Raw genomic sequence first — 23,674 nt, forward strand, 5'->3', positions numbered from 1 at the left:
TTTGACCACGCACCAGACGCAAAGACGCAGAGAGAAACTAGAAAATGGCATATTTTACTATTATCCTTGCCGCAGGTGCATCTACTCGTATGGGTACTTGTAAAAGTTCCCTACTTTGGCGGGAAGGTAAAACATTATTAACTTATCAGTTGGAACAGTGGTTAAACTTAGGTTTTACACCTTTAGTAGTATTGGGTTCTCATAATAGCCACAGACAAAAAGATTGTCCTATCGGCAGTTTAGTAGTTATTAATCCTCACACCTCTACAGGCAAAACCTCGTCTTTACTAGCTGGATTAAATCAAACACCTCCAGACTTTGAAATATTAGCTATTTCCGCAATTGATCAACCAAGAGAATTAAATATTTACCAACAACTATTACAAGCACATGAAGAAACTTCAGCCTTGATTACTGCACCGACCCATCAAGGTAAAATAGGGCATCCATTGTTATTTGCAAATGACATGCGATCGCACCTAGTAAATATTCGTGAAGAAACTTTGGGTTTACGCCAAATTATTAAAGACTTTTATCCTCTAATTCACAAAGTAGAATTTCAAAATCCAGATGTATTACTAGACATCAACACACCAGAAATTTATCAAAAATATTCAATATAATACTTTGTGGCTTAGTGCCTTTGTGGTTAAAAATCTTAAACCACAAAGACACAAAGAGTTTTCATTTGTTGTGCAAATTAAATTCCGTAAGACCGAGGATAAGGCTTGAGGAGTTTTTTAGCTTGATAGACATGAATCACATTAATCACCACCCCACCTCGTTGAATTGGTACTGTACCAATCTCTATCAGGCTGCTAAAGTGGCTTTGATAACTAGCCATTAAGTCATTTCTGCTAATAAACGGTGCAGTAGTAATATAGAGTGCGTCTTCTCCTAGCCATTGTTCAGGTTTTGACCAAAAAGCAAAGCCACGCATATCCTTGCCAATATCAAAGCAAGTAATTGGTGTGTTAGTTAGAGGTTTTAGGGCCATGGCAATGGGCCCACCTAAGTAATAGCGATTTGTAAATATAAAGCTAGATTTCTCTAACGCCGCACTCAAAACCGGAGATTCACCAAAGCCGCGCCGTAGTTGTTGAATATCAATTAGTTCGGTTGAGGGGTCGTCTTTGGGAGGTAAGAAACCACCCATGAGGGCATATTGACCAGGCTTTTGCACTATTCCTGCTGTGACTTGCAACAGAAGAATGAGTAAAATGCTACTAATCATAATTCCCGAACCTATCAGCCATCGTCGCACCCAACGCCGCGATCGCTTTTGCCAAGTCACAGCTTGTTGCCCTAAAAGCAAAGTTATACCCCAAAAGCCTGGCATAGACCAAGCCGGCAAAATTTGCCGATATCCTCCGATGAAAGTAAAACCGAAAATTATGGGCAGTGATACCCATAAAATCAGTAGCTTTGTTGTGTCTGAGTTTTCATTATAAACTCGTGATTGCCGAGAGAAAAATTGAATAACTCGACTGAAGAGCGATCGCAAACTTAGCCACCAAAGCGGTAATCCTATAGTTGGGAACAGGTAAGCTACTCCAGCCAAACAAACCAGTACTACATTCAACAAATTGTAGCCACTCTTGGGCACCGCTCGCTCTGATTGAAAACGAAAGGATACCCAATCATGCTGAATGTTCCACAACAAAATTGGCGAGATAGTAATGATAAATAAGCCTAACGCCAGCCATGCCCAAGGAGAACGCCAAACACAACGATGGCGTGGACTTGTTAAACAAAACCCAATTAACCCCAGACCTAAAACGAAACCGTGATATTTACTGAGACAGGCTAATCCAACTAAGATACCAAGCAATGCTAAACGGTAACTAGGGGTGTATGAGTCATACTGAGTTTTATTTAAAGTTAGGAGATGGGATGAGGGAGATGAGGGGGATGAGGGGGATTTTAATTGGTTAAGTTCGTCATTTATAAATGTGATATCTTTTGGGAAATGGGTATTAGATGAGCAAGATTGATCCTGCAATAGACTGTGATTTTGATTACTTGGTTGGCGAAAAAACTCATCAATTGCACAATATAAACTTGCCGACCAAAAAAACATTAGTGGACTGTCGGGTAGACTGAGGACACCAAAGCCAATTTGAAAAATTGGACAGATGGTGGCGATCGCTAATGTCAAATTGGCAGCCTTAGCAGAAAATAGTCTCTTGCTAGCCAAATACAATAACAGCAAACTGCCTGTATGTAAAATCAGCGCTCCTAAGCGAATCGTGAATTGGGATACAACTCCAGTTACCCACGGCCCAAAACCAGTTGTCAGCGCCACTAGCAGAGGATGATCGAAATAACTCCAATCAAGATGCAGGCTGTAAAGATAGTAATAAGCTTCATCAAAAGTGGGGTAAGAAAAGAAAGCAATTATGGCTCGAAATAGTAGTCCCCCAACCAGCAAAAAAAGTACTGATTGATGAGTTTTTCGAGCCAACCATTTCTGAATTATTTGCATTGACTCGAATTTCTCCCCTGATTATAAAAAGTAACTTGAATAGCAAAACCATGAATTATTTAACTGAACTCGAAAGGTATCTAGATGAACAAGGACGCATCAAAGAATGGCCCTCTAAGCGAAATAAAGGAAAGTTCCAAAAGCTAGTTTTGGAGTACCTAGCGACAAAGTTTGAGGTTGGTGTCATCTATACAGAAAAAGAAGTCAACGCACTTTTAAATCATCATCATACCTTCTGTGACCCCGCCATGTTGCGAAGAGAAATGTTTGAAAAAGGATTGATTAACAGAAAACGTGATGGTTCTGCCTATTGGAAGTAGGGAATTGGGAATTGGGAATTGGGAATTAGTAGTCTGCCAAGGGAATTTTGTGTTGTGGTCAGCAGAGGTGCAGAGGGGCAGAGGGGCAGAGGGGAAAGAACTTGTATAAGCCTCTCCTCTGCTCCCCTGCTCCCTTGCTCCTTTGCCTGCCTCCACCTGGCAAATTTGGGTTGGTGAACTATTAGTTTAGTTATTCTCCCCCTCATCTCCCTCATCTCCCTCATCCCCCTCATCCCTCCAACACCCAACACCCAACACCCAACACCCAAGTTTTGGTCAAAATTGCCGCGACCAATCACTCGGCCAGCGTTCAACTACAACTTTAGTTTGAGTAAAAAACTCTACTGCGTGGTTGCTTTGTCCGTGCAAGTCGCCAAAAAAGCTTTCTTTCCAACCGCTAAATGGAAAAAATGCCATAGGTGCAGCAACGCCAATGTTAATACCTATATTACCTGCTTCGGCTTCGTAGCGAAATTTACGAGCTGCTGCACCGCTACTAGTGAACAAACAAGCCATATTGCCATATTGACCGCTATTTACTAAAGCGATCGCATCATCAATACTATCCAAATGTATCAAACTCAACACTGGCCCAAAAATTTCTGTCCGGGCAATTTCTCCTGTTGGATCGACGTTTTGCAAGATTGTGGGACGAATAAAATTACCATTTTCATAACTAGTAATATTTGCAAATCGCCCATCTACTAAAAGGTTTGCACCTTCATCTGCCCCTTTTTGAATTAATCCCTCAATTCGGGTTTTACTAAGAGCGGTAATTACTGGCCCCATTTCTACACCTTGGTCTAAACCATTACCCACTACCCGTTTTTTGGCAGTTTCGGCGATCGCTTCTGTAAATGTATGACGTGCTGCACCGACAGTAACGGCAATTGAGGCGGCTAAACAGCGCTGTCCCGCACAACCAAAAGCACTATCAGCAGCGATGCGGGTAGTCATTTCTATATCTGCATCTGGCAAGACTATAATCGGATTTTTCGCGCCCCCTTGACATTGTACCCGTTTACCATTTGCTGCCCCCCGACTATATATGTATTTAGCTACCGGGGTGGAACCTACAAAACTAATTGCGCGAATTTGGGGATGATCTAAAATTGCATCTACAGCCGCTTTTGCACCGTTGACTAAGTTGACAACTCCTTTGGGTAAACCTGTTTTTTCTAGCAACTCAAAGATTTTTTGCATCGTCAACGGTACCTTTTCCGAAGGCTTGACAATGTAAGTATTACCGCAAGCGATCGCATAGGGTAAAAACCAAAAGGGAATCATTCCCGGAAAATTAAATGGACAAATCACCGCTGCCACTCCTAAAGGTTGACGAATCATCATTTCATCAATTCCCCTAGCAATATCTTCTAAGTTAGTTCCCTGCATCATCATGGGAATACCACAGGCGACTTCGACGTTTTCAATAGCGCGACGCATTTCACCTTTTGACTCAGCCAAGGTTTTACCACATTCGATGGTAATCGTGCGGGCTAAATCTTCAAAATGTTCTTCTAGCAAATTCTTGAGTTTAAATAAATACTGCGATCGCTCCGTGGGCGGAGTGCGTCGCCATGTAACAAAAGCTGCTGCTGCGGCTTCTACCGCTTGATTGACCTCAAATGCAGGTGAAGAGGGAACTTTAGCTAATAATTCTGCGGTGGCTGGGTTGATAACTTCTAAATATTCTGTAGTTTGTGATGCACACCACTGACCATTAATATAGTTGGGTAAAATAGGAATTGTATTCATAAAGGCGGCGTTGGATTTGCAGAATATAGATGCATCTATATTGATACAGCGACAAACACACATTAGATGCCGTCTCTAAAGAAATGTAAACAAATAGATTAAAAAAGAACAGGGGTTCTCCCCGTTGTAGACGCGCTTTGCGCGGCTTCCCGCAGGGTAGCAAGTAGCGTCAAACTGGCATGAATTTGAGCGAAGACGCATCAAACACTCGCCTGCAAATAATATCAAGTCCGGTTAATTACTTACGATATAGTCGCTTTGCCTGGTAATAGATAATAGGTAATGGGTGAGATGTGATGACTAATAGTAGAATCTAATTACCAATTACCAATTACCAATTACCAATTACCAATTACCCTTCGGGTTCGCCAGTCGCTCATGGGGGAAACCCCCAAGACCGCGCTGGCTCACCAATTACCAATTCCCAATTCCCAATTACCAATTCCCAATTCCCAATTACCGACCTCTACAGATATCATAAGTGTTTAAGCGGACATGATATTACTCCCATTTACGCCATCGATCCCAAAGGTGCATTTGCTGGCGATGTCTACGAAACTTTGCAGCTAATATTAGCCGGATAGGTACAACCCCAAGACAGTGAAGACTATATTGGACGGGTGAGTTTCCCCGGACAGTTAACTGACAGAACTGTTGAGTTGTTTTCTGGGCAAGTCGTGCCGGTGGTGACATTACCAAATATTCGAGGGATGTATGGTTGGAAGGTTAACAGCCTGGTGAGTGTAGCTGTGGAAACTTTGAGTTTTCAACAAGCAAGCGCTGACGAAATCAGGTTGCGAAGATCTCTGAGTAGTTTCTTGCAAAGAGTATACTATGATTTGCAGAATTTGGGACAAACTTGTAAAGATAGAGCTTTAAATTTTGCTGCAACTAATGCTTTGCAAGCGAACATGTTATTAGATATACATTAGCAAAACCCCAAGTGACTGGGGTTTTTTATAGCGATCGCAACTCTACTGCACTCTGATATATCTGCGTAAAATGCTCATCACTTCATCTGGGTTGTCGGTTGGTTGCAGGAACCAGGGCGGTCGCCTTTGTTATGTCTATAATTATAGTCATTAATGTGTTGATACATCAAAACATTAATGTTGAGTTAGACAAAAAAAATTGCGATCGCACGGATGAAGGAAAATGTATCTAGGTGTATGAATTACGAATGATGAAAAAGTTAATCAACAAGCCGGAAGACTTTGTACGGGAAAGTCTAGAAGGAATGGCAATAGCTCATGGTGATTTAATTAAAGTGAATTATCAGCCGACTTTTGTCTATCGAGCTGATGCACCTGTGCAGGGTAAAGTAGCAATTATTTCTGGTGGTGGCAGTGGACACGAACCCATGCACGCCGGATTTGTGGGGAAAGGTATGCTAGATGCTGCTTGTCCAGGAGAGGTTTTTACTTCACCGACCCCTGACCAAATGTTAGCAGCAGCAAAGCAAGTAGATGGTGGTGCTGGTATCCTTTATATCGTCAAGAATTACAGCGGCGATGTGATGAACTTTGAGATGGCGACGGAGTTAGCCCGTAGTGAAGGTATCCGCGTATTGAATATTTTGATTGATGATGATGTCGCTGTGAAGGATAGCCTTTATACCCAAGGACGGCGGGGTGTGGGAACCACAGTATTAGCTGAGAAAATTTGTGGTGCGGCGGCTGAAGCTGGGTATGATTTAGCACAAATAGCTAATTTGTGCCGACGGGTAAATTTGCATGGGCGGAGTATGGGAATTGCCCTCACCTCTTGCACAGTGCCAGCCACAGGAACGCCGACATTTTCTTTAAACGATCAGGAACTAGAAATAGGCATCGGTATTCACGGCGAACCAGGTAGAGAAAGAATTGCCACCAAGGCAGTAAATGAGATTACTGAAATTTTAGCGACAACAATAATTAATGATGCACCCTATAGGCGTGTGGTGAGGGAGTGGGATGAAAATCAGGGAGAATGGTTAGACGTAGAACTGGTAGACCCACCCTTGAAAACAGGCGATCGCGTGCTAGCTTTCGTAAATGGTATGGGTGGTACTCCTATTTCAGAACTGTATCTTGTTTATCGCCAACTAGCTCAAATCTGTGAACAGCAAGGACTGCAAATTGTGCGAAATTTGATTGGTTCTTACATCACTTCTTTAGAAATGCAAGGGTGTTCTATAACCTTACTCAAGTTAGATGACGAAATGATTCAGCTATGGGATGCATCGGTGAAAACAGCAAGTTTATCTTGGGGACATTGATCTGATCACTGAAACACTGTTTCCAAATTTTGTAACTGACACTTCGCCTCAGCTGTACCTAAACGTTCAATTACTTGTTCAGCACTCATCAGACGTTTTAAAACTACTTGACCAATTGTAGTATTTACGACTGCTGATGTGGGTTTGACTTCCACAGTTAAAATGACTTCTTCAACTCGATAAAGCCATAGCAATTCATTTTTTTCCACTAAACAGATATTCATTCGCTGAATATCTGGTTGGCGTCGCCATGCGGTGATCTGCCATAATCCTTCAGAAGCCCACACTCTGCCAACAGTCCATCCTTCAGAAAGAAAGAAATATTTCATTTTAGTCTCTCGGTTTTAGAGTTTGAACCTGCTGCTGCAACCTTAAGATTATCTAGCAACAGGCTAGGTTTTAATGTCAACTACTCACCTATCGAAGCTATTTCATAAAATTATTTCCCTTACAAGTAAAAATTTACGGCAATTTGCCACGAAGTTTAAAATCTTAATTAATTAATAAAGTTTTTGATTGTGGGGACTGGGGACTGGGGACAGTAGGGTGCGTTAGCCTGCGGCGTAACGCACCCTACGAAACTTTTGTAAAAAATTGCGTACTGGAGGCATTGGAGCCAAATATGTAGTATGATGACTGACCGCTGATTTAAAAAAACCTCAATTATATGATTTGGTTTTCCCAATTTGCAAGACGCTGGGGTCGGATTACACAATTCCTATCTTTATTTTCTCTGTGTTTGTTGTTAGTCATCAGTTGCAAGCCGAGTGGAAATCCTCCTGGCACCGCAGGAACTACCGCAACACTGAGTCCCAGTGCTTCCGGTGATGGTCGCATTACTGTAGGGACAACAACTAAGCCAAGAACTCTTGATCCGGCTGATGCTTATGAATTGGCATCCTTGGGTTTAGTATTTAATATGAGCGATCGCCTGTACAGCTACGAACCAGGTAGCACAGAAATTAAACCAGAATTGGCAACTGCATTACCTAAAGTCAGTCAAGATCGTTTAACTTACACCATCCCTTTACGTAGCGGAGTAGTTTTTCACGATGGTACTCCTTTTAACGCTAAAGCAATGGAGTTTAGTATTAAACGCTTTATTGAAAATAAAGGTAAATCTTCTTTTTTACTAACCGATATAGTAGATACAGTCACAGCTACAGGCGAAAATGAATTAACCATTAAGTTAAAAAAACCCTTTGCAGCATTTCCTTCATTGTTGGCGTTTCCTGGGATATGTGCAGTTTCACCCAAAGCTTACGAAATTGGTGCGGGGAAATTTCAACCAAATATCTTTGTCGGAACTGGCCCTTACAAGTTAGCAGAATTTGGCACAGATTCATTACGATTTGATGTTTTTGATCAGTATTGGGGAGAAAAACCAGTCAACAAAGGTATTAACTTACAAATTCAGACTAGTCCGGTTAACTTATTTAATGCCTTTCGTACCAAAGCTGTGGATGTCGCTTACCTGTCAATGGAACCTGACCAGATTCGCAGTTTAGAAGAAAGTGGTAAAAAAGGGGAATTGCAAGCCATTAGCGCTCAGAGTAGTGTAGTAAGTTACATGGCATTGAACCGCAATCAAAAGCCTTTAGATAAACCAGAAGTACGAAGAGCGATCGCATCAATTATTGACCGTCCCTTGATTATGCAGCGAGTGTTATATGGTCAAGCCGATCCACTTTACAGCCTGATTCCCACTACATTTAATGTTTATCAGCCATTATTTAAAGATAAATATGGTGATGCTAACTTTGATCGAGCTAAACAATTATTAACAGCCGCTGGATTCTCAAAAGAAAATCCTGCAAAAATTTCACTTTGGTATCCTTCAAGTTCACCCACCCGGAGTTTAGCAGCACAAACAATTAAATCCCTAGCTGATACTAAAATGGATGGCCTTATCCAATTTGAAACCATCGCCGTCGAAGCGCCAACCTTCTTTAAAGACATCACCAGAGGTTTATATCCAGCATCTATGCTTGATTGGTATCCAGACTTTTTAGATCCAGATAATTACGTGCAGCCATTTTTATCTTGTGAAAAAGGCTCAGAAGCTAAAGGATGCGAAGATGGAGGTAGTCAAAGTCAAGGTTCATTTTATTATAATGAAACCGTCAATAAACTAATAGATCAGCAACGCCAAGAAATCAACCCAGAAACCCGTAAGAAAATTTTTGCAGACATTCAAGCACAAGTAGCTACTGATGTACCTTACGTACCTTTATGGCAAAACAAAGACTATGTATTTGCCCAAACAGGCGTTAGCAATGTGCAACTTAATCCTACTCAAATTTTGGTGTACAAGACAATTAAAAAGTAGTTAGTAATGACTGATGACTGTACGGGCGGGTTTACCCAGATAACTTGCTACTAATTGAGTAACATTGCAGAACCCGCCCCTACAACTAACAACTGACAACTAACCCTTCGGGTTCGGCAGTTGCTTCAAGTCGGCAAAGCCGCCCAACGCACTGCCTCACAACTGACAACTAACAACTAACTTATGTCTCGCTCCAAAGCCCTACAATATTACATTGTCTTGCGGTTGCTTTTAGCGCCACTGCAACTGTTGACGATTATCACAATTGTATTTCTATTACTGAGAGCAACCCCAGGTGACCCAGCTGATGCTATTCTAGGTGGACATGCCCCACAAGCTGCTAAAGAAGCATTGCGGAAACAACTCGGCTTAGACCTTCCCCTGTGGCTACAATACTGGAATTATTTAGGCAGCATAATACAGTTTGATTTGGGAACCTCTTTAACAAGTCGAGGTCAACATGTTTGGCAAATAATCACACAATATTTTCCCGCAACAGTGGAGTTAGCTGTGTGTAGCATGGCTGTTGCATTGTTCATTGGGGTTTTGGTTGGTACTCTTTCGGCTTCTCGTCCTGGGACATATTTTGATGTTGGCGGACGGTTGTTTGGTATTATCACCTACGCACTGCCAATGTTTTGGGCGGGGATGATTTTGCAGTTGATTTTCTCAGTACAACTCGGTTGGTTTCCGAACTCTAACCGTTTTCCCCCTGGTCTAGCTGCACCTACGCCCATCACCGGATTATATACAATTGACAGTCTGCTGAATGGTAATTTAACTCAATTTTTTGCATCTTTGCACCATCTTACCCTGCCTAGTGTCACCCTTGGGCTTTTGCTAAGTGGAATTTTTGAGCGCATTGTGCGAGTGAATTTAAAGCAAACCTTGCAAGCAGATTATGTAGAAGCAGCAAGAGCCAGAGGAATCAGTGAAAATAAAATTTTAGTTTCCCATGCTTTAAAAAATGCCTTAATTCCAGTGATTACAGTTTTAGGACTCACCTTTGCTTCTCTGTTGGGAGGAGCAATTTTAACAGAAGTTACCTTTTCTTGGCCTGGGTTAGCAAATCGACTTTATCAAGCAATTAGCGATCGCGATTATCCCACAGTCCAAGGAGTATTAGTATTTTTTGGAGCGATCGTTGTCAGCGCCAGCATTTTAATTGATATTTTAAATGCTTATGTTGACCCGCGAATCCGCTATTAATCTTGGTGTCTTTGTGTCTTTTGTGGTTGATATTTTTTTACCACTAAGGCACAAAGACACAAAGTTTTTAACAAGCTACTCAAGTTGTCTTTCGGCTTAGAGGATGTTTGAAAAGTAGAAAAGTATACTAAAAACCCCTCTCCAAACCTCTCCCCCACAGGGAGAGAGGCTTTAAAAGCCCCATTCCCTCGTAGGGAAGGGGGGTAGGGGGGTTAGGTTTTTTAGGTTTTGATGTTAGCAATAATACTTTTCAAACAACCTCTTAAATATAAGCATATTTTTGACAATAAAATTAAAAATAAATATTAAAAAATGATGAAACAATACCAGAAAATTTAAATTAGTTATACTCTTTGAATAAGAGAGTCCAGTATTCAAAACAGCCTGTATTAAGTCTGATGCTATGTATCTGAAATTACGAATTAGGAATTATCATGAATATATATGCATTGCTTGTTGGTATTGATGAATACGTCAGTCCAGTGCCTCCCTTGAGGGGTTGTGTCAACGACATTACGGCAGTTAGAGAATATTTATTAGGGCGCGTGCAGAGCGATGGATACCAGTTACATTTACGCACACTTTTAAATCAAGAAGCCACCCGTCAAGCAGTTATCGATGGTTTCCGTCAACATCTATGCCAAGCTGGCAGTGAAGACGTTGCTTTTTTTTACTATTCAGGGCATGGTAGTCAAGAACAAGCACCGGAAGAATTTTGGTCTTTAGAACCAGACCGATTAAATGAAACTTTAGTTTGTTATGATAGCCGCAGTTTAGGCAATTGGGATTTAGCAGATAAAGAATTAGCACAGTTGATTGCTGAGGTAGCCGAGAAAAATCCTCACATTGCCATTATTATGGACTGTTGTCACTCTGGTTCTGGGACTCGTGGCGATTTAGAAACAGAAACCGCAGTCCGTAAAGCACCCATTGATTACCGCCAGCGACCTTTAAACAGCTTTCTCCTCTCCCTACCAGAAGTTGATCAACTTTTAAATTCCCGCAGTTTAGCAAAAAATTCCACTGGCTGGACTGTGCCCACAGGAAGCCATATCTTATTAGCAGCTTGCCGCGATATTGAGGAAGCTAAAGAATACAACGCAGAAGGGCAAAGCCGGGGAGCATTTTCTTACTTTTTGCTGGATACTTTAAAAAAAGCTAATGGCAGTTTGAGTTACAGAGATTTATTCAAACGCACTCATGCTTTAGTTCGTGCAAAAGTCACATCTCAATCACCCCAAATAGAAGCAATGGTGATGGGAGATTTAGAACAACCATTTTTAGGAGGAGCGATCGCCGCACACACTCCTTACTTCAGTGTCAGTTATCATCAAGATTACGGCTGGACAATTGACGGCGGTAGTATTCACGGTATTCCCCAAACGGCTGCGGGTGAGACGACAATACTGGCGTTATTTCCCTTCGACACTCCCACCGCAGAATTACACCAACTTTCAGCCGCCATTGGTGAAGCGGAAGTCACACAAGTTCTACCGCAACTGAGTAAAGTTCAAATTAACGGTGTCAGCGACTTAAATTTACAAACCACTTTTAAAGCAGTTATTACTAGTTTACCTCTGCCACCCAAAGGAGTTTTAATTACAGGAGAAAATGCAGGCGTAGAACTAGCACGCAATGCACTCATGGAAGCTGGGCCCCAGAATCAATATTCATTATATGTGCGAGAAGTCACCACACCAGAACTTGCCGAATTTAAATTGCTAGCCCGTGATGAAGAATACCTCATCACCCGCCCCGCCGATGACCGTCCTTTAGTCGCCCAAATTTCTGGTTACAACTCTGCAACTGCTTGGCAAGCTATTCAAAGATTAGAACATATTGCCCGGTGGACGAATATTGCTGAACTTTCCAGCCCTGCAACTAGTAGAATTCCACCTGATGCAGTGCAGATGATTATTTATCAGGAAGAACAAGAAACTCAAGACCCGCAAATTAGCTTAGAATATCGTCAAGAAAATGGTAGGTGGAAAAGACCACCTTTTAAAATCAAACTGAAAAATATTAGTCAGCAATCACTTTATTGTGCTGTTTTAGATTTAACGCAACAATATAAAGTAGATGCTGGTTTATTTGCAACTGAAGGAGTTTGGCTAGAACCAGGACAAGAAGCTTGGGCATTAGGAGGTCAAACTCTTTATGCAGAGATTCCCAACGAATTATTAACACAGGGAATTACCGAATTTACTGATATCTACAAATTGATTGTCAGTACATCGGAATTTGACGCCAGATTACTTGAACAAGACAAATTAGATTTGCCCCATATAAAAAGAGCATTGGGACAGGGACAAAAAGGAACACTCAACCGTTTAATGCATCGCATCCAAAGCCGAGATTTTAGTATCATGCAAGATGACGAGGAAGAATATAACGATTGGGTGACAAGTCAAATTACCATAACAACTATCCGCCCCCAACAATCAATTCCTAGAGGAAACGCAAGTATTTTCTTAGCAACTGGTGTCAAGTTGCAATCACATCCTACTTTCAAAGCTAATGCTCATCTAACCACAGTTAATTCATCTACCAGAGATGTAAACAATAATATTTTGCCGACCATATTACAGTCAACTCGTTCAGGCATTCAATCTTTTCAGTTTCCTGTCACTCGTGGCAATGAACCAACTGGCAATGTATTAGAGTTAACTCAAGTTGAAGATGCAACGGTGGTGACACCTGCTCAACCTTTGAAATTAATTGTTGACACACCATTAAGACCAGACGAGCAATTATTACCCATCAGCTATGATGGCGAGTTTTTCTTGCCTTTGGGACGCGCTCAAAGTACCCTTGATGGCAAAACAGAAATTATCCTAGAACGTTTAACCCAGCCTGTCAGTGAGGGTAATCGTTCCCTGGGGGGTTCTATTAAAATTCTGTTTCAAAAAATTGTGAGTGATAAGCTAGGCTTGAAATTTGATTATCCAGCTTTAGCGATCGCAGATGTAATTTCCGAGGAAACTATTAGATATACTAGGCAAATAGACGAGATTAAAACACGAGTTGCCCAAGCAAACCGAATTGTTCTCTATATTCACGGTTTTCTTGGTGAAACACCAAGTATAGTTGGCAGTGTGCAAAAGGCAAAACTGCATGAATTATATGATTTAGTTCTCACCTTTGATTACGAAACTCTGAACACATCAATTGAAGAAAATGCCAGACAACTCAAACAAAAACTTGCCGCTATTAATTTAGGAGAAAATCACGGCAAAGTTTTGCACATAGTCGCCCACTCCATAGGCGGCTTAATTGCTCGCTGGTTTATTGAACGTGAAGTAGGTAATCAAGTTGTTCAACACTTAATCATGTTAGGTACACCAAACGCTGGTTCCCCTTGGTCTACTCTCCAAGATTGGGCGTTAGCCACTTTGAGTATTGGGTTAAATGGTTTATCAGCAATGACTTGGCCTGTACCAGTGTTAGGAACGTTGCTGAAAGCAATCAATAAAAATGTTGAAGCCATTGAACAAATTGATGTTTCCTTAGACCAGATGCGCCCAGACTCAGAATTATTGAAAACGTTAGCTGCTAGTGCTGACCCTGGTGTTGGTTACACAATTATTGCTGGTGACACATCAATTATTGCTGCTGCTATTGACTCACCAAACAATCAACTCAATGCCATCGAGCGACTGCTGCGGAAATTGTTTAATAAAACTGTAGCATTGCCCTTTTTCGGAGAACCAAACGACATCTTTGCCACAGTGTATAGTATTACAAATGTGAGTAGCGATCGCCAGCCCCAACCCCAAATTCAACAAGTCCCTTGCGACCATCTTGTCTACTTCATCCATAGCGCTGGTATAGCAGCACTAGCAGAGACTTGTCAAAAATTGCATCAGCCCCTTGCAACAGTTAGTCCATCTCACCAGCAACAGCAAATTCCACTGACAACAGCAGCATCCTCTGTAGTGGAACAAACCAGTGAAACTACAGCAGCAGAACAAGTTAATAGTCCTGATTCTGCGATCGCTGTTGACCATACCACTAATAATTCCCCAACTTTAGAAGAAAAACCCCAATGGTTCATAGGCGCGGTGATTGGAGGAATAGCAATATTAGGGTTAATTGGTATGTTGATTTCGCACCAACCTAAAAATCCACAACCTCAAAATCAAAATCAACCAGGCCAGTCTTTGCAAAAGTAAATTTCAATAACATAAAGAGACTGTAGGGGCGTACAGTTGTACGCCCCTACGGGGGTATGGACAATAGTCCTAACGCACCGTCAGAGATTTGTGGTGCCGTACTCTCGCTGATACGCACCCTACCAGACTTTTTAAAAAACGAACCGCCAAGGACGCCAAGAACGCCAAGGAAGAGAAAGCTGATAATTTATTGCAAGTTTATAGAGAATTGGTATCAGTTGCAAAATTCATGTTTTTCACTGCATAAGTTTTGGTGAAAAAGGTGAACTGTATATAAACCTTTTCCTTTCCCCCACTCCCCCACTCCCCCACTGGCCTCCAGCGCGTGTCGCACCGCGTTCGCCCGGCCGCGGGTCGTGTCGCGTTCGTCGCGGGTCACGCGGTAGCTCGGGCACATCGCGCCGCCCTGCGTCTTGCGGCACACGCCCACGCCGTTGCACAACTCCACGCTGCGGAAGAACCCGCCCTGCGCCTCGTAGTCGAACACCGTCGGCGCGGTCGGCAGCGGGCGGCCGGGCGGGTGGCGGAAGTTCTCCTCCATCGCCGGGCCGTCCACCACCTTGCCGGGGTTGAGCACGTTCCCCGGGTCGAACCCGCGCTTCACCCGGCGGAACGCCTCGTACACCACCGGGCCGAACATCACCCGGTTCCACTCGCTCCGCACCATCCCGTCGCCGTGCTCGCCGCTCAGGCTCCCGCCGAATGCCAGCGTGAGCTGCACCACCTCGGCCATGATGGCCCGCATCGTCCGCACGTCGGCCGGGTCGTGCAGGTTCAGCACCGGGCGGATGTGCAGGCAGCCGACCGAGGCGTGGCCATAGAAGCAGCCGTCGGTACCGTGGCGGTGGAGGATATCGCGGAACCGGGCGGTGAACTCCGGCAACCGCTCTGGGGCGACGGCGCAGTCTTCGACGAACGTCACCGGCTTACGGTCGCCGACGGTGCCGAACAGGAGCGGCAGCGCAGCGCTGCGGAGGTTCCAGAGCGGGTCACGGACGGCCGGCTCGATTGCGGGAACCGCGGCCGTCAGTCCGGGTACGCCGCGGAGGCGGCGTTCGAGCTCGTGGACGCGGTACGATACGTCGGCCGGATCGTCGCCGCTGAACTCGACCATGAACAGCGCTTCCGGCCGCCCGCGTACCGCCGCCATCGTGTCCTTCAGGCCGCGCTGCTGCGACGCGAGCTCGATGAGCATCCGGTCCATCAACTCGACCGCCGACGGGCCGAGTTCGAGGCACGCGGCGAGCGTGTCGAGCGCGGCGGCAAGCGTGGCGAACTGCGGAACGAGCAGCCCGCGGTGCCGCGGCTTCGGGATCAGGTTCAGCTCGGCGCCGGCGGTGACGGTCAGCGTACCCTCGGAGCCGACGAGCAGTGGGACGAGAGAGGTGGGGTCGAGGGTCGAGGGGCGGGGGGCGAGTCCGTTCCGCTGCCCCGGGCTCGTCCTCCGCCCCTCGACCCTCGACCCCACGAGCGAGGCGAGGTTGTACCCGCTCACCTTCCGCTGGATTGTCGGGGTGCGCGCGACGATCTCGGGGGCGTGGTCGCGGACCACCGCGGCGGCGGCGCGGTAGGCGTCGCCCTCGCGCGTGCGCAGTTCCAGTTTGCGCTCGTACTCGGACGCGGACAGCGCGCCGAACATGCTCACCGTCCCATCGGACAGGACGGCGGTCAGGCCGCGGACGTGATCGACCGTCTGCCCGTTCACGATCGACCGCGAGCCGGCCGAGTTGTTCCCGATCATCCCGCCGAGTGTCGCCCGGCTGGCAGTCGCCACGTCCGGGCCGAACATCAGCCCGAACGGCGCGAGCTCGCGGTTGAGCTGATCGAGCACCACGCCCGGCTGCACGGTGACGCGCCGGCCGGTCACGTCGACCTCGCCGACGCGGTTGAGGTACTTCGAGCAGTCGAGCACCACGCCGGGGCCGATCGACTGACCCGACAGACTCGTCCCCGCCCCGCGGGCGGTGATCGGCACGCCGAGTTCGGACGCGATTTGTACCGTCACCGCGAGGTCGTCCACCGTCTTCGGGACGACCACGCCGAGCGGCTGAACCTGGTAGTGGCTGGCGTCGGTGGCGTAGAGGCGGCGCGACGTCTCGTCGAACCGCACCTCGCCGGCGACGTGCCGGCGCAGGTAACGGACGAGCGAGTCGCGGCGCACGGCGGCAAAGTCCATACCGGCTGGTATACCCCGGAATGACGAAGGTCCAATGACGAGGGGCGCCCGGTCCCGTCCTTCGTCATTGGTTCATTCGTCCTTCGTCATTCGGGCCTCAGCCTGTGGCTGCCTCGGTTGCGACGTGGATCGGGGCGTAGCGGTTGCACCCGCTGTGCCCGGTCACTTGTAGCGAAAAGTGCGTGAGTTCGGGATGCATGCACAGGCCGACGGTCGCATCTTCGGCGGTGGGGCTGTCGTGCTCGGCGTCCCAGTGGCGACAGCCCTTGCACAACCCGCGCTCGTCCCCGTGGTCGTCGATCCGGCTGAATTCGCTCATGTCTCGCCCTCGAAGGTGGCCGCGACGCGGCCGTGGAAGAGGTAGAGCAAGACCCGTGCCCGGACGGGACGGGGCGGCCGACGGACAGACGTGCAAGGCCGCTCTCGGTACGCTACCACCGCGCCCGATCGTCCGCGAGGGGAAATCGGTACGAGAATCACTCCGCCGCCGGCAGCGCAACGGCAACGAGCCAGATGTCGCCGCCCGGGTCGGGCTGGTCGAGGCCGAGACCGTGGTGGCGGATGAGTTCAAGGACCGCCAGAAAGATGCCAATGAGCCGCGTCTTGTGGTGCGGCGGGGTGAACACGTCGAGGAACCGGACTCGCCCCTCGGCGGCAACGCGGTCCTTGATCTGCGCCTCGTAGACGTGCTGCGGGGTGTCATCGACCGCGACCGTCGCACCGGCTGCCTGCGTCTCGCGTACGAGCCGGGCGAAGGCGCTGACCAAGTCCCAGAGTTCGACCGGCTTCACGACCGGGCCGGCGGCGGGGGTCGCGTCGGGCGGCTCGTGTCGGGCCACGCGACTGCCCTGGAGCCCGGCACGCTCCTCGAGCGCCGCGGCGGCGTCCTTGAACTTGCGGTATTCGAGGAGCTGTTTGACGAGTTCGGCCCGCGGGTCGGGCTTGTCGGAGTCGGCCGGGCTCGCGGCATCGGCCGGGAGCAGCGCCCGGCTCTTGATCTCCATGAGGGTCGCGGCCATGACCAGGAAGTCACCGGCGACCTCGAGGTCGAGGTCGCGCATCACCCGGAGGTAGTCGAGAAACTGGTCGGTGACGGCGGCGATCGAAATGTCGAGGACGTCGACCTCGCTCTTCCGCACGAGGTAGAGGAGGAGGTCGAGCGGGCCGTGGAAGGCGTCGAGGGCGACGGTGTACGGCGGCATGGGACACCCGAAAGCCCGCCCGTACCACCGGGCGGGCCGCCGGTCAACCTCACACCACCGTCCCGTCGGCGATGACCGCGCCGCGGGGGACGCAGATGATCCCGTCGCGGATGTAATAGGTGCCGCCCGGGCCGTCGAACGTCTCCTTCCGCGCCTCGTTCAGCAGCCGCACCTTCTTGCCGATCCGGCAGTCCTTGTCGAGGATCGCGCGGGTGATGATCGACCCGTCGCCGACCGACAGGTTCGGCCGCCCGGCCTTGGCGTTCGCCGCCCGCTGGGCGTCGGTCTCGAATGTGTCGGCGCCGGTGATCACCGTGTCGCGGATAATGCAGTCCGAGCCGATCCGGGTCCGCACGCCGACTAGGCTGTTCTCGATCCGCGTCCGCGGGCCGATCACGCACCCGTCGGCGACCGAGCTGTGCTCCAGCGTCGCGCCGTTGATGCGGCTCGCCGGCAGGTTGCGCATCCGCGTGTAGATCACCCCTTCGGGGGCGAAGAAGTCGAACGGCGGGGTCTCGCTGCCGAGCGCCAGGCTCGACTCGTGGTAGCTCTTGATCGTGCCCAGGTCTTCCCAGTAGCCGTCGAACAGGTGCGCGTAGATCTGCTTCGACTCCAGGCTCCGCGGGAACACCTCCTTGCCGAAGTCGGTGGCGAGCGGGCGGGCGGTAAGGAGATCGAGTAGCACCTCGGTGCGGAACAGGTAGATGCCCATGTTGGCGAGGTAGTGCCGGCCGTGCGGCTCGATCCCGCGGCTCTTGATCCACTCGGCGGGGACGTGATACGGCTTCCGCTCGTCCACCGTCTTCGGCTTCTCGACGAACCCGGTCACCCGGCCGGCGTCGGTCATGCTAAGCAGGCCGAACCCGGGCGTGTCCTCCTCCTTCACCGGGATGGCGGCGAGGGTCACGTCCGCCTCCTTCTCGACGTGCGTCTTGTACAGGTCGCGGAAGTCCATCCGGTAGAGCTGGTCGCCGGACAGGACGAGGACGTGCTCGGTGGTCTCGCGCTCGATGTAGGCGATGTTCTGGCGGACGGCGTCGGCGGTGCCCTGATACCAGTCGGCGCTCTCGTTCGTCTGCTGGGCGGCGAGCACCTCGACGAACCCGCGGTTGAACATGTCGAACTTGTACGTGTTGCCGATGTGCCGGTGGAGGCTGGCAGACAGGAACTGCGTCAGCACGTAGATGCGGGTGAGCCCGCTGTTGAGGCAGTTGCTGATCGGGATGTCGATGAGCCGGTACTTGCCGGCGACCGGGACGGCCGGCTTGGACCGCTGGCTGGTGAGCGGGAACAGCCGACTGCCCCGGCCGCCGCCGAGGATGAGGGCGAGGACAGAGCGCATGGCGAGCGAGCCTCGGTGAAGGAGAAGGCGCCGGGCGGCGACGCCGGCTATGCTAACACCGTGCCCGACACGGGGGTAGGAGCTATCATCCGCGGAAGTGCGGGGATTCGGTGCGAATCGGTCCGGTCGTGCGGGCGGCTACTCGAATAACCGTCGCACCGGCACCGCGAACCCCGGGAGCACGTCGGGGAGTGTGAGTTCGTCGCCGTTGTGCCACCGCTGCGGGAAATCATCACCTTGCCGGTACACGGCCGCAGCTTCGAGCGCAGGGTCGAGAACGACCACAACTGTGACGCCGGCCCCGAGGTACTCGCCGACCGTCACCCAGATGTCACTCGTCCGGTCGGTCGGCGAGCGCACCTCCACGACGAGGTCGGGCGGCACCTCCAGCGGTCCCTTCGGCCGGGGCTGGCCCTTCGGCAGACGTGCGTAAGAAATGAAGCACACGTCCGCGCCGCGGTAGGTATCGGGGTTCGTTGCGACACGGACGAACGTGTCATTCCCCATGACACGACCCAGGCTGCCGGTTTTCGCCGCGTCGCGGATCAAGGCGCCGGCGTTCAGGCAGACTTCGCCGTGTTCAGCTTCGGGCATGGGCGTCCTCACTACGCGCCCCTTCACCAGCTCCACACCCGACTCGTGGCCGTGAAAACGGACGAATTCCTCGACCGCAGTCTACCACCCCGTGGTCCGTAACGTGAAGTTCAGTCGCGGCGGAACCGGTTGTGGCGTCGGGGTCTGAACGGGGTCATCGCGTCCTCCTGCTGTTGCAGTGTACCGCTGCCACGGGGCCGGTCGCCACGCCGACTAGCCCCGCCACCCGCCGCGTCGCTAGGAATAGCACCGTTCGCACCACTCGCGGGAGACCACCATGCCGATCCGGGCCTACGCCGCCACCGCCGCCAAGGGCGACCTGAAGCCGTTCGAGTTCGAGCCCGGGCCGCTCGCGCCGGGGCAGGTCGAGATCGCCGTCTCGCACTGTGGCATCTGCCACTCCGACCTGTCCATGCTCGACAACGACTGGGGCATGTCCGCCTACCCGTTCGTCCCCGGGCACGAGGTGACGGGCACCGTGAAGGCGGTCGGCGCCGGGGTGACGACGCGCAAGCCGGGCGACCGCGTCGGCCTCGGGTGGTTCTCGAAGAGTTGCATGACCTGTCGCCCGTGCATGAGCGGCGACCACAACCTCTGCGCCACCGCCGAGCAGACCATCGTCGGCCGGCACGGGGGGTTCGCCGACACGATCCGCGCGAGCGCCGAATGGGTCACGCCGCTGCCGGCCGGTCTCGACCCGGCTACCGCCGGGCCGCTGTTCTGCGGCGGGATCACGGCGTTCAACCCGTTCGTGCAGTGCGACGTGCGGCCCACCCACCGGGTCGGCATCGTCGGCATCGGCGGGCTCGGGCACATGGCGGTGCAGTTCGCCAACAAGTGGGGCTGCGAGGTCACCGCGTTCTCGTCGTCCGCCGGGAAGAGTGACGAGGCGAAGAAGCTCGGCGCGCACCACGTCGTCAACTCGCGCGACGACGCGGCGATGGCGAAGCTCGCCGGCACGCTCGACTTCATCCTCGTCACGGCGAACGTCACGCTGAACTGGCCGGCGTTCATCGCCGCACTCGCCCCGAAGGGGCGCCTCCACTTCGTCGGGGCGGTGCTCGAACCGGTCCCGGTCGCCGTGTTCCCGATGATCATGGGGCAGAAGTCGCTGTCCGGCTCGCCGCTCGGTAGCCCGGTGACGACCGCCGACCTGCTCGCCTTCTGCGCCCGCCACAAGATCGGTCCCGTAACCGAGACGTTCCCGATGTCGAAAGTGAACGAGGCCCTCGCGCACCTCCGGGCCGGCAAAGCCCGCTACCGGATCGTGCTCGCCAACGACCTGTCCGCCTGACCCCGGAGTCCCGATGCCCGCCTCGCCCGACGCCGTGCTCACCGCCCTTCGCTGGCGCTACGCCACGAAGGGGTTCGACCCGGCGCGCCGAATTGACCCCGCCACCTGGGCCGCGCTCGAACAGGCGGTCGTGCTGGCGCCGTCGTCCTACGGGTTGCAGCCGTGGACCTTCGTGGTCGTCACCGACCCAGAGGTCCGCAAAGGGCTGCACCCGGCCTCGTATAACCAGGCGCAAATCCTCGACGCCTCATACCGAATCTCGCGGATCAGTTGTCATCCGAGTCTGACGGCCCAGTGGAATCCAACCGCCCCTTTGACGACGTGAGGGTGGTCCGCCAGCCACTCACACCGACGGGCCAGCGGCTCCTCCAGGGCCGCGAGGGTGGGGAACGTCTTGTTCGCCAGGGCCTCCCGGACCAGCGGCCACAGGGGCTCGGCCGGTTGCAACTCGGGGGTGCCACTCGGCAGGTAGTGGAGGACCACGTTCGGCGGGGCGCGCAGTGCCTTGGCCACGTGCCACCCCGCGTTGTCCACGATCGTCACCAGCACCTTCCGACCCTCGGGATCGGCCCACCGGGCGAAGTCGGACAGGGCAACCCCCATCGTGCCGGTATTCGCCTTCGGCTGGACCAGGGTGCGGGTCCGGCCGGTCGCCGGGTGGGTGAACCCGAACACGTAAAGCGACGCGAACTTCGACTGCCCGTTCGACCTGGGGCGGTGGCCCTTGAGGCACCACACCCGCCGGGCGATCGGCTTGAGCCCGAGCCGGGCCTCGTCCTCGGCCCACACCTCGACGACCTTGTCGGGGTGGGCGACCCGGAGGCCCGCGACGCGGGCGGCGAGCCGGTCAAAGCCACACCCGTTGCTGCTCGGCGGTGGCGGCCCGCGGGTGCCGGGGGCGGGGCACCCGGAGGGAGAACCCGAGGCTCTTGAGCCACCGCCACCCGGTCTGCGGAACCACCTCGACGCCCCACCGGTCCCGGACGAACCGGATGACCTTCGGGCCGGTCCACAGCCCGCCGTCGGGCGGGTCGGCCTGGAGGGCGGCGTACAACTCGGCCTGCCGCTCCGGGGTCAGGGCGTCGGCCGGGCCGTTGCCCTTGCGGCGGTCGGCCAACCCGGCCGGGCCGTCGGCGTTCCACCGGCGGACCAGGGTGCGGACCCACGTCGGGGTGAGCCCGACGACCCGGCCGACGGCCGCGGCCGTCCGCGGCCCATCGGGGCGGGTGAGCAACCAGAGAACCTGCCAGTGGGTCTTCTCCCGGGCGCTGGGGCAGGCCTTGTACCGGCGGTCGATTTCGTCCGCCGGTAGGTGTTCGTCAACGTGGAATCGGGTCACGATTGGCCTCCTCACCCGTTGGAGGCCGAAACTGATCCACGAGATTCGGTATGAGACGGCCGTTCGTCCCGTGCGGGCCGGGGTTTCCGCCGATTTCGCGCGGATTCCGCGCAGACTGGGCGGCGGCGTGCGAACAATAGGGTAGACCGCGGTGTCAGATGGACAGAGCGGCCGGACTGGCCGGCCGCCACCCGCACGGAGGGCGCACCATGAGCCGCTTTCTGACGGCCCTGTTCGCCGACCCGCCGGCCGCCGGGTACACCTACACCGGCGGCGGCGAGGCGCACCACGGCGACCCGACCCTCGGCTGGCTGATGGTCGCCGGCGTCGTCGCCATCATCATCTTTTTCGCCTGGGTGGTCGCCCGGATCGGCGACATCGACCGGGTCTCCGACAAGCCGCCGCCCTGACACACCGAGCCCGACGCATGATCCCGGATTCCTGGCTGGCCGACCGCACGCGGCAGATCGAATTGTCCGGCATCCGCAAGGTGTTCGAGCTCGGCAAGTCGCTCAAAGACCCGGTCAACCTCAGCATCGGCCAGCCACACTTCCCGGTCCCGGAGCCGGTCCGGGAGGCGGCGAAGGCGGCCATCGACGCCGGCCACAACGGCTACACCGTCACCCAGGGCGTTGCCGAGTTGCGCGAGCGCCTCGCCGTCGACACCGCGGCGCGCTTCCCCGGCCAGGACCGCGACGTGCTCGTCACCGGCGGTACTAGCGGCGGGCTGCTGCTGGCGCTGATGGCGGCGGTGAACCCCGGCGACGAGGTCATAACGCCCGACCCGTATTTCGTCGCCTACCCGCACATGATTACGCTGGCGGGCGGCCAGATGGTGGCGGTGGCCGGCTACCCGGACTTCAAACTCGACCCGGACCGCATCGCCGCCGCGCTCACCCCGCGGACGAAGGTGATCCTCCTCTCCACGCCGTCGAACCCGACCGGCGTCGTGGCCGAGCCGGATACACTGAAGGCGGTGGCTGAACTGGCCCGGAAGCGCGGCGTCCTCCTCATCAGCGACGAGATCTACCGGGCGTTCCACTACGACGGCGCGGCGCACAGCCCGGCCGAGTGGGACGAGAACGTGCTGGTCGTCGAGGGCTTTGGCAAGACCTACGCGATGACGGGCTGGCGGCTCGGCTGGGCACACGAACGTGAACTGCTGGAGCTTCGCCATCTCGGCGAGGAGGCGCTTCGGCC

Annotated in this window: 19 protein-coding genes and 2 pseudogenes; 11 read left to right on the forward strand and 10 right to left on the reverse strand. The window is 52.1% G+C overall.

Going from position 1 to position 23,674, the window contains the following annotated elements:
* The first annotated feature begins 44 nt into the window (after window positions 1–44).
* On the forward strand, window positions 45–623 hold the full coding sequence (locus I8748_RS31165) for a nucleotidyltransferase family protein (RefSeq protein ID WP_198128354.1): 579 nt from the start codon (window positions 45–47) through the stop codon (window positions 621–623).
* A gap of 77 nt (window positions 624–700) precedes the next feature.
* Here I8748_RS31165 and I8748_RS31170 read toward each other — a convergent pair whose 3' ends face one another.
* The gene (locus I8748_RS31170; protein ID WP_225896600.1) at window positions 701–2,485 is read right to left on the reverse strand and encodes an ArnT family glycosyltransferase; all 1,785 of its coding nucleotides are present in this window, start codon (window positions 2,483–2,485) and stop codon (window positions 701–703) included.
* A 50-nt stretch (window positions 2,486–2,535) separates the two neighbouring features.
* Between I8748_RS31170 and I8748_RS31175 the strand changes: the two genes are divergently transcribed.
* The gene (locus tag I8748_RS31175; RefSeq protein ID WP_198128355.1) at window positions 2,536–2,805 is read left to right on the forward strand and encodes a DUF2087 domain-containing protein; all 270 of its coding nucleotides are present in this window, start codon (window positions 2,536–2,538) and stop codon (window positions 2,803–2,805) included.
* A 276-nt stretch (window positions 2,806–3,081) separates the two neighbouring features.
* Here I8748_RS31175 and I8748_RS31180 read toward each other — a convergent pair whose 3' ends face one another.
* The gene (locus I8748_RS31180) at window positions 3,082–4,560 is read right to left on the reverse strand and encodes a CoA-acylating methylmalonate-semialdehyde dehydrogenase (protein ID WP_198128356.1); all 1,479 of its coding nucleotides are present in this window, start codon (window positions 4,558–4,560) and stop codon (window positions 3,082–3,084) included.
* 620 nt (window positions 4,561–5,180) lie between these two features.
* Between I8748_RS31180 and I8748_RS31185 the strand changes: the two genes are divergently transcribed.
* Both I8748_RS31185 and dhaK read left to right on the forward strand, forming a co-directional pair.
* Window positions 5,181–5,492, forward strand: a complete 312-nt coding sequence (locus I8748_RS31185) for a cyanobactin maturation protease PatG family protein (RefSeq protein WP_318781301.1) — start codon at window positions 5,181–5,183, stop codon at window positions 5,490–5,492.
* Window positions 5,493–5,743: 251 nt separating this feature from the next.
* Entirely contained in the window at window positions 5,744–6,817 is a 1,074-nt protein-coding gene (gene dhaK / locus I8748_RS31190; RefSeq protein WP_198128372.1) for a dihydroxyacetone kinase subunit DhaK, read from the forward strand.
* 5 nt (window positions 6,818–6,822) lie between these two features.
* Here dhaK and I8748_RS31195 read toward each other — a convergent pair whose 3' ends face one another.
* Window positions 6,823–7,146, reverse strand: coding sequence for a hypothetical protein (locus I8748_RS31195; protein ID WP_198128357.1), 324 nt, complete (start codon window positions 7,144–7,146; stop codon window positions 6,823–6,825).
* A 338-nt stretch (window positions 7,147–7,484) separates the two neighbouring features.
* Here I8748_RS31195 and I8748_RS31200 point away from each other — a divergent pair, with 338 nt between their 5' ends.
* The 3 genes from I8748_RS31200 (at window position 7,485) to I8748_RS31210 (ending at window position 14,527) form a co-directional block, all read left to right on the forward strand.
* Window positions 7,485–9,146 carry an ABC transporter substrate-binding protein gene (locus I8748_RS31200; protein WP_198128358.1) on the forward strand — a complete coding sequence of 554 codons (1,662 nt, stop codon included), beginning with the start codon at window positions 7,485–7,487 and terminating at the stop codon, window positions 9,144–9,146.
* Window positions 9,147–9,329: 183 nt separating this feature from the next.
* Window positions 9,330–10,355 carry an ABC transporter permease gene (locus I8748_RS31205; RefSeq protein WP_198128359.1) on the forward strand — a complete coding sequence of 342 codons (1,026 nt, stop codon included), beginning with the start codon at window positions 9,330–9,332 and terminating at the stop codon, window positions 10,353–10,355.
* A gap of 428 nt (window positions 10,356–10,783) precedes the next feature.
* Window positions 10,784–14,527 (forward strand): caspase family protein, encoded by a 3,744-nt coding sequence (locus I8748_RS31210; protein WP_198128373.1) that lies wholly within the window; start codon window positions 10,784–10,786, stop codon window positions 14,525–14,527.
* Window positions 14,528–14,741: 214 nt separating this feature from the next.
* Here the strand turns inward: I8748_RS31210 and I8748_RS31215 are convergent, their stop codons facing one another.
* From I8748_RS31215 to I8748_RS31235, 5 genes and pseudogenes are all read right to left on the reverse strand, one after another.
* A complete protein-coding gene (locus I8748_RS31215; RefSeq protein WP_198128360.1) occupies window positions 14,742–16,703 on the reverse strand; it encodes an FAD-binding oxidoreductase in 1,962 nt (653 codons plus the stop codon).
* Window positions 16,704–16,800: 97 nt separating this feature from the next.
* The gene (locus I8748_RS31220) at window positions 16,801–17,022 is read right to left on the reverse strand and encodes a hypothetical protein (protein WP_198128361.1); all 222 of its coding nucleotides are present in this window, start codon (window positions 17,020–17,022) and stop codon (window positions 16,801–16,803) included.
* Window positions 17,023–17,179: 157 nt separating this feature from the next.
* Window positions 17,180–17,905, reverse strand: a complete 726-nt coding sequence (locus I8748_RS31225; protein WP_198128362.1) for a segregation and condensation protein A — start codon at window positions 17,903–17,905, stop codon at window positions 17,180–17,182.
* A 49-nt stretch (window positions 17,906–17,954) separates the two neighbouring features.
* On the reverse strand, window positions 17,955–19,247 hold the full coding sequence (locus I8748_RS31230) for a glucose-1-phosphate adenylyltransferase (protein WP_198128363.1): 1,293 nt from the start codon (window positions 19,245–19,247) through the stop codon (window positions 17,955–17,957).
* Window positions 19,248–19,385: 138 nt separating this feature from the next.
* Window positions 19,386–19,904: pseudogene (locus I8748_RS31235) on the reverse strand (Uma2 family endonuclease); the annotation flags it as partial.
* Window positions 19,905–20,118: 214 nt separating this feature from the next.
* On the opposite strand from I8748_RS31235, the gene ahr reads away from it, so the two are divergent.
* Window positions 20,119–21,135 carry an NADPH-dependent aldehyde reductase Ahr gene (ahr, locus tag I8748_RS31240; RefSeq protein ID WP_198128365.1) on the forward strand — a complete coding sequence of 339 codons (1,017 nt, stop codon included), beginning with the start codon at window positions 20,119–20,121 and terminating at the stop codon, window positions 21,133–21,135.
* Window positions 21,136–21,148: 13 nt separating this feature from the next.
* Window positions 21,149–21,460, forward strand: coding sequence for a nitroreductase family protein (locus tag I8748_RS36405; protein WP_198128366.1), 312 nt, complete (start codon window positions 21,149–21,151; stop codon window positions 21,458–21,460).
* On the opposite strand, the pseudogene I8748_RS31250 reads toward I8748_RS36405, so the two are convergent.
* Together I8748_RS31250 and I8748_RS31255 are read right to left on the reverse strand one after the other, a co-directional pair.
* Window positions 21,409–21,933, reverse strand: a pseudogene (locus I8748_RS31250) (IS630 family transposase); the annotation flags it as partial. The gene I8748_RS36405 and the pseudogene I8748_RS31250 sit on opposite strands and share 52 nt — an antisense overlap.
* A 49-nt stretch (window positions 21,934–21,982) precedes the next feature.
* Window positions 21,983–22,474, reverse strand: coding sequence for a winged helix-turn-helix domain-containing protein (locus tag I8748_RS31255; protein ID WP_198128368.1), 492 nt, complete (start codon window positions 22,472–22,474; stop codon window positions 21,983–21,985).
* A gap of 209 nt (window positions 22,475–22,683) precedes the next feature.
* On the opposite strand from I8748_RS31255, the gene I8748_RS31260 reads away from it, so the two are divergent.
* Window positions 22,684–22,884, forward strand: a complete 201-nt coding sequence (locus I8748_RS31260) for a hypothetical protein (protein ID WP_198128369.1) — start codon at window positions 22,684–22,686, stop codon at window positions 22,882–22,884.
* 17 nt (window positions 22,885–22,901) lie between these two features.
* A partial coding sequence (locus tag I8748_RS31265; protein ID WP_198128370.1) for a pyridoxal phosphate-dependent aminotransferase occupies window positions 22,902–23,674 on the forward strand: 773 nt, incomplete at its 3' end.

Origin of the sequence: Amazonocrinis nigriterrae CENA67 (assembly GCF_016056305.1) — a bacterium.
GTDB classification, from domain to species: Bacteria; Cyanobacteriota; Cyanobacteriia; order Cyanobacteriales; family Nostocaceae; genus Amazonocrinis; species Amazonocrinis nigriterrae.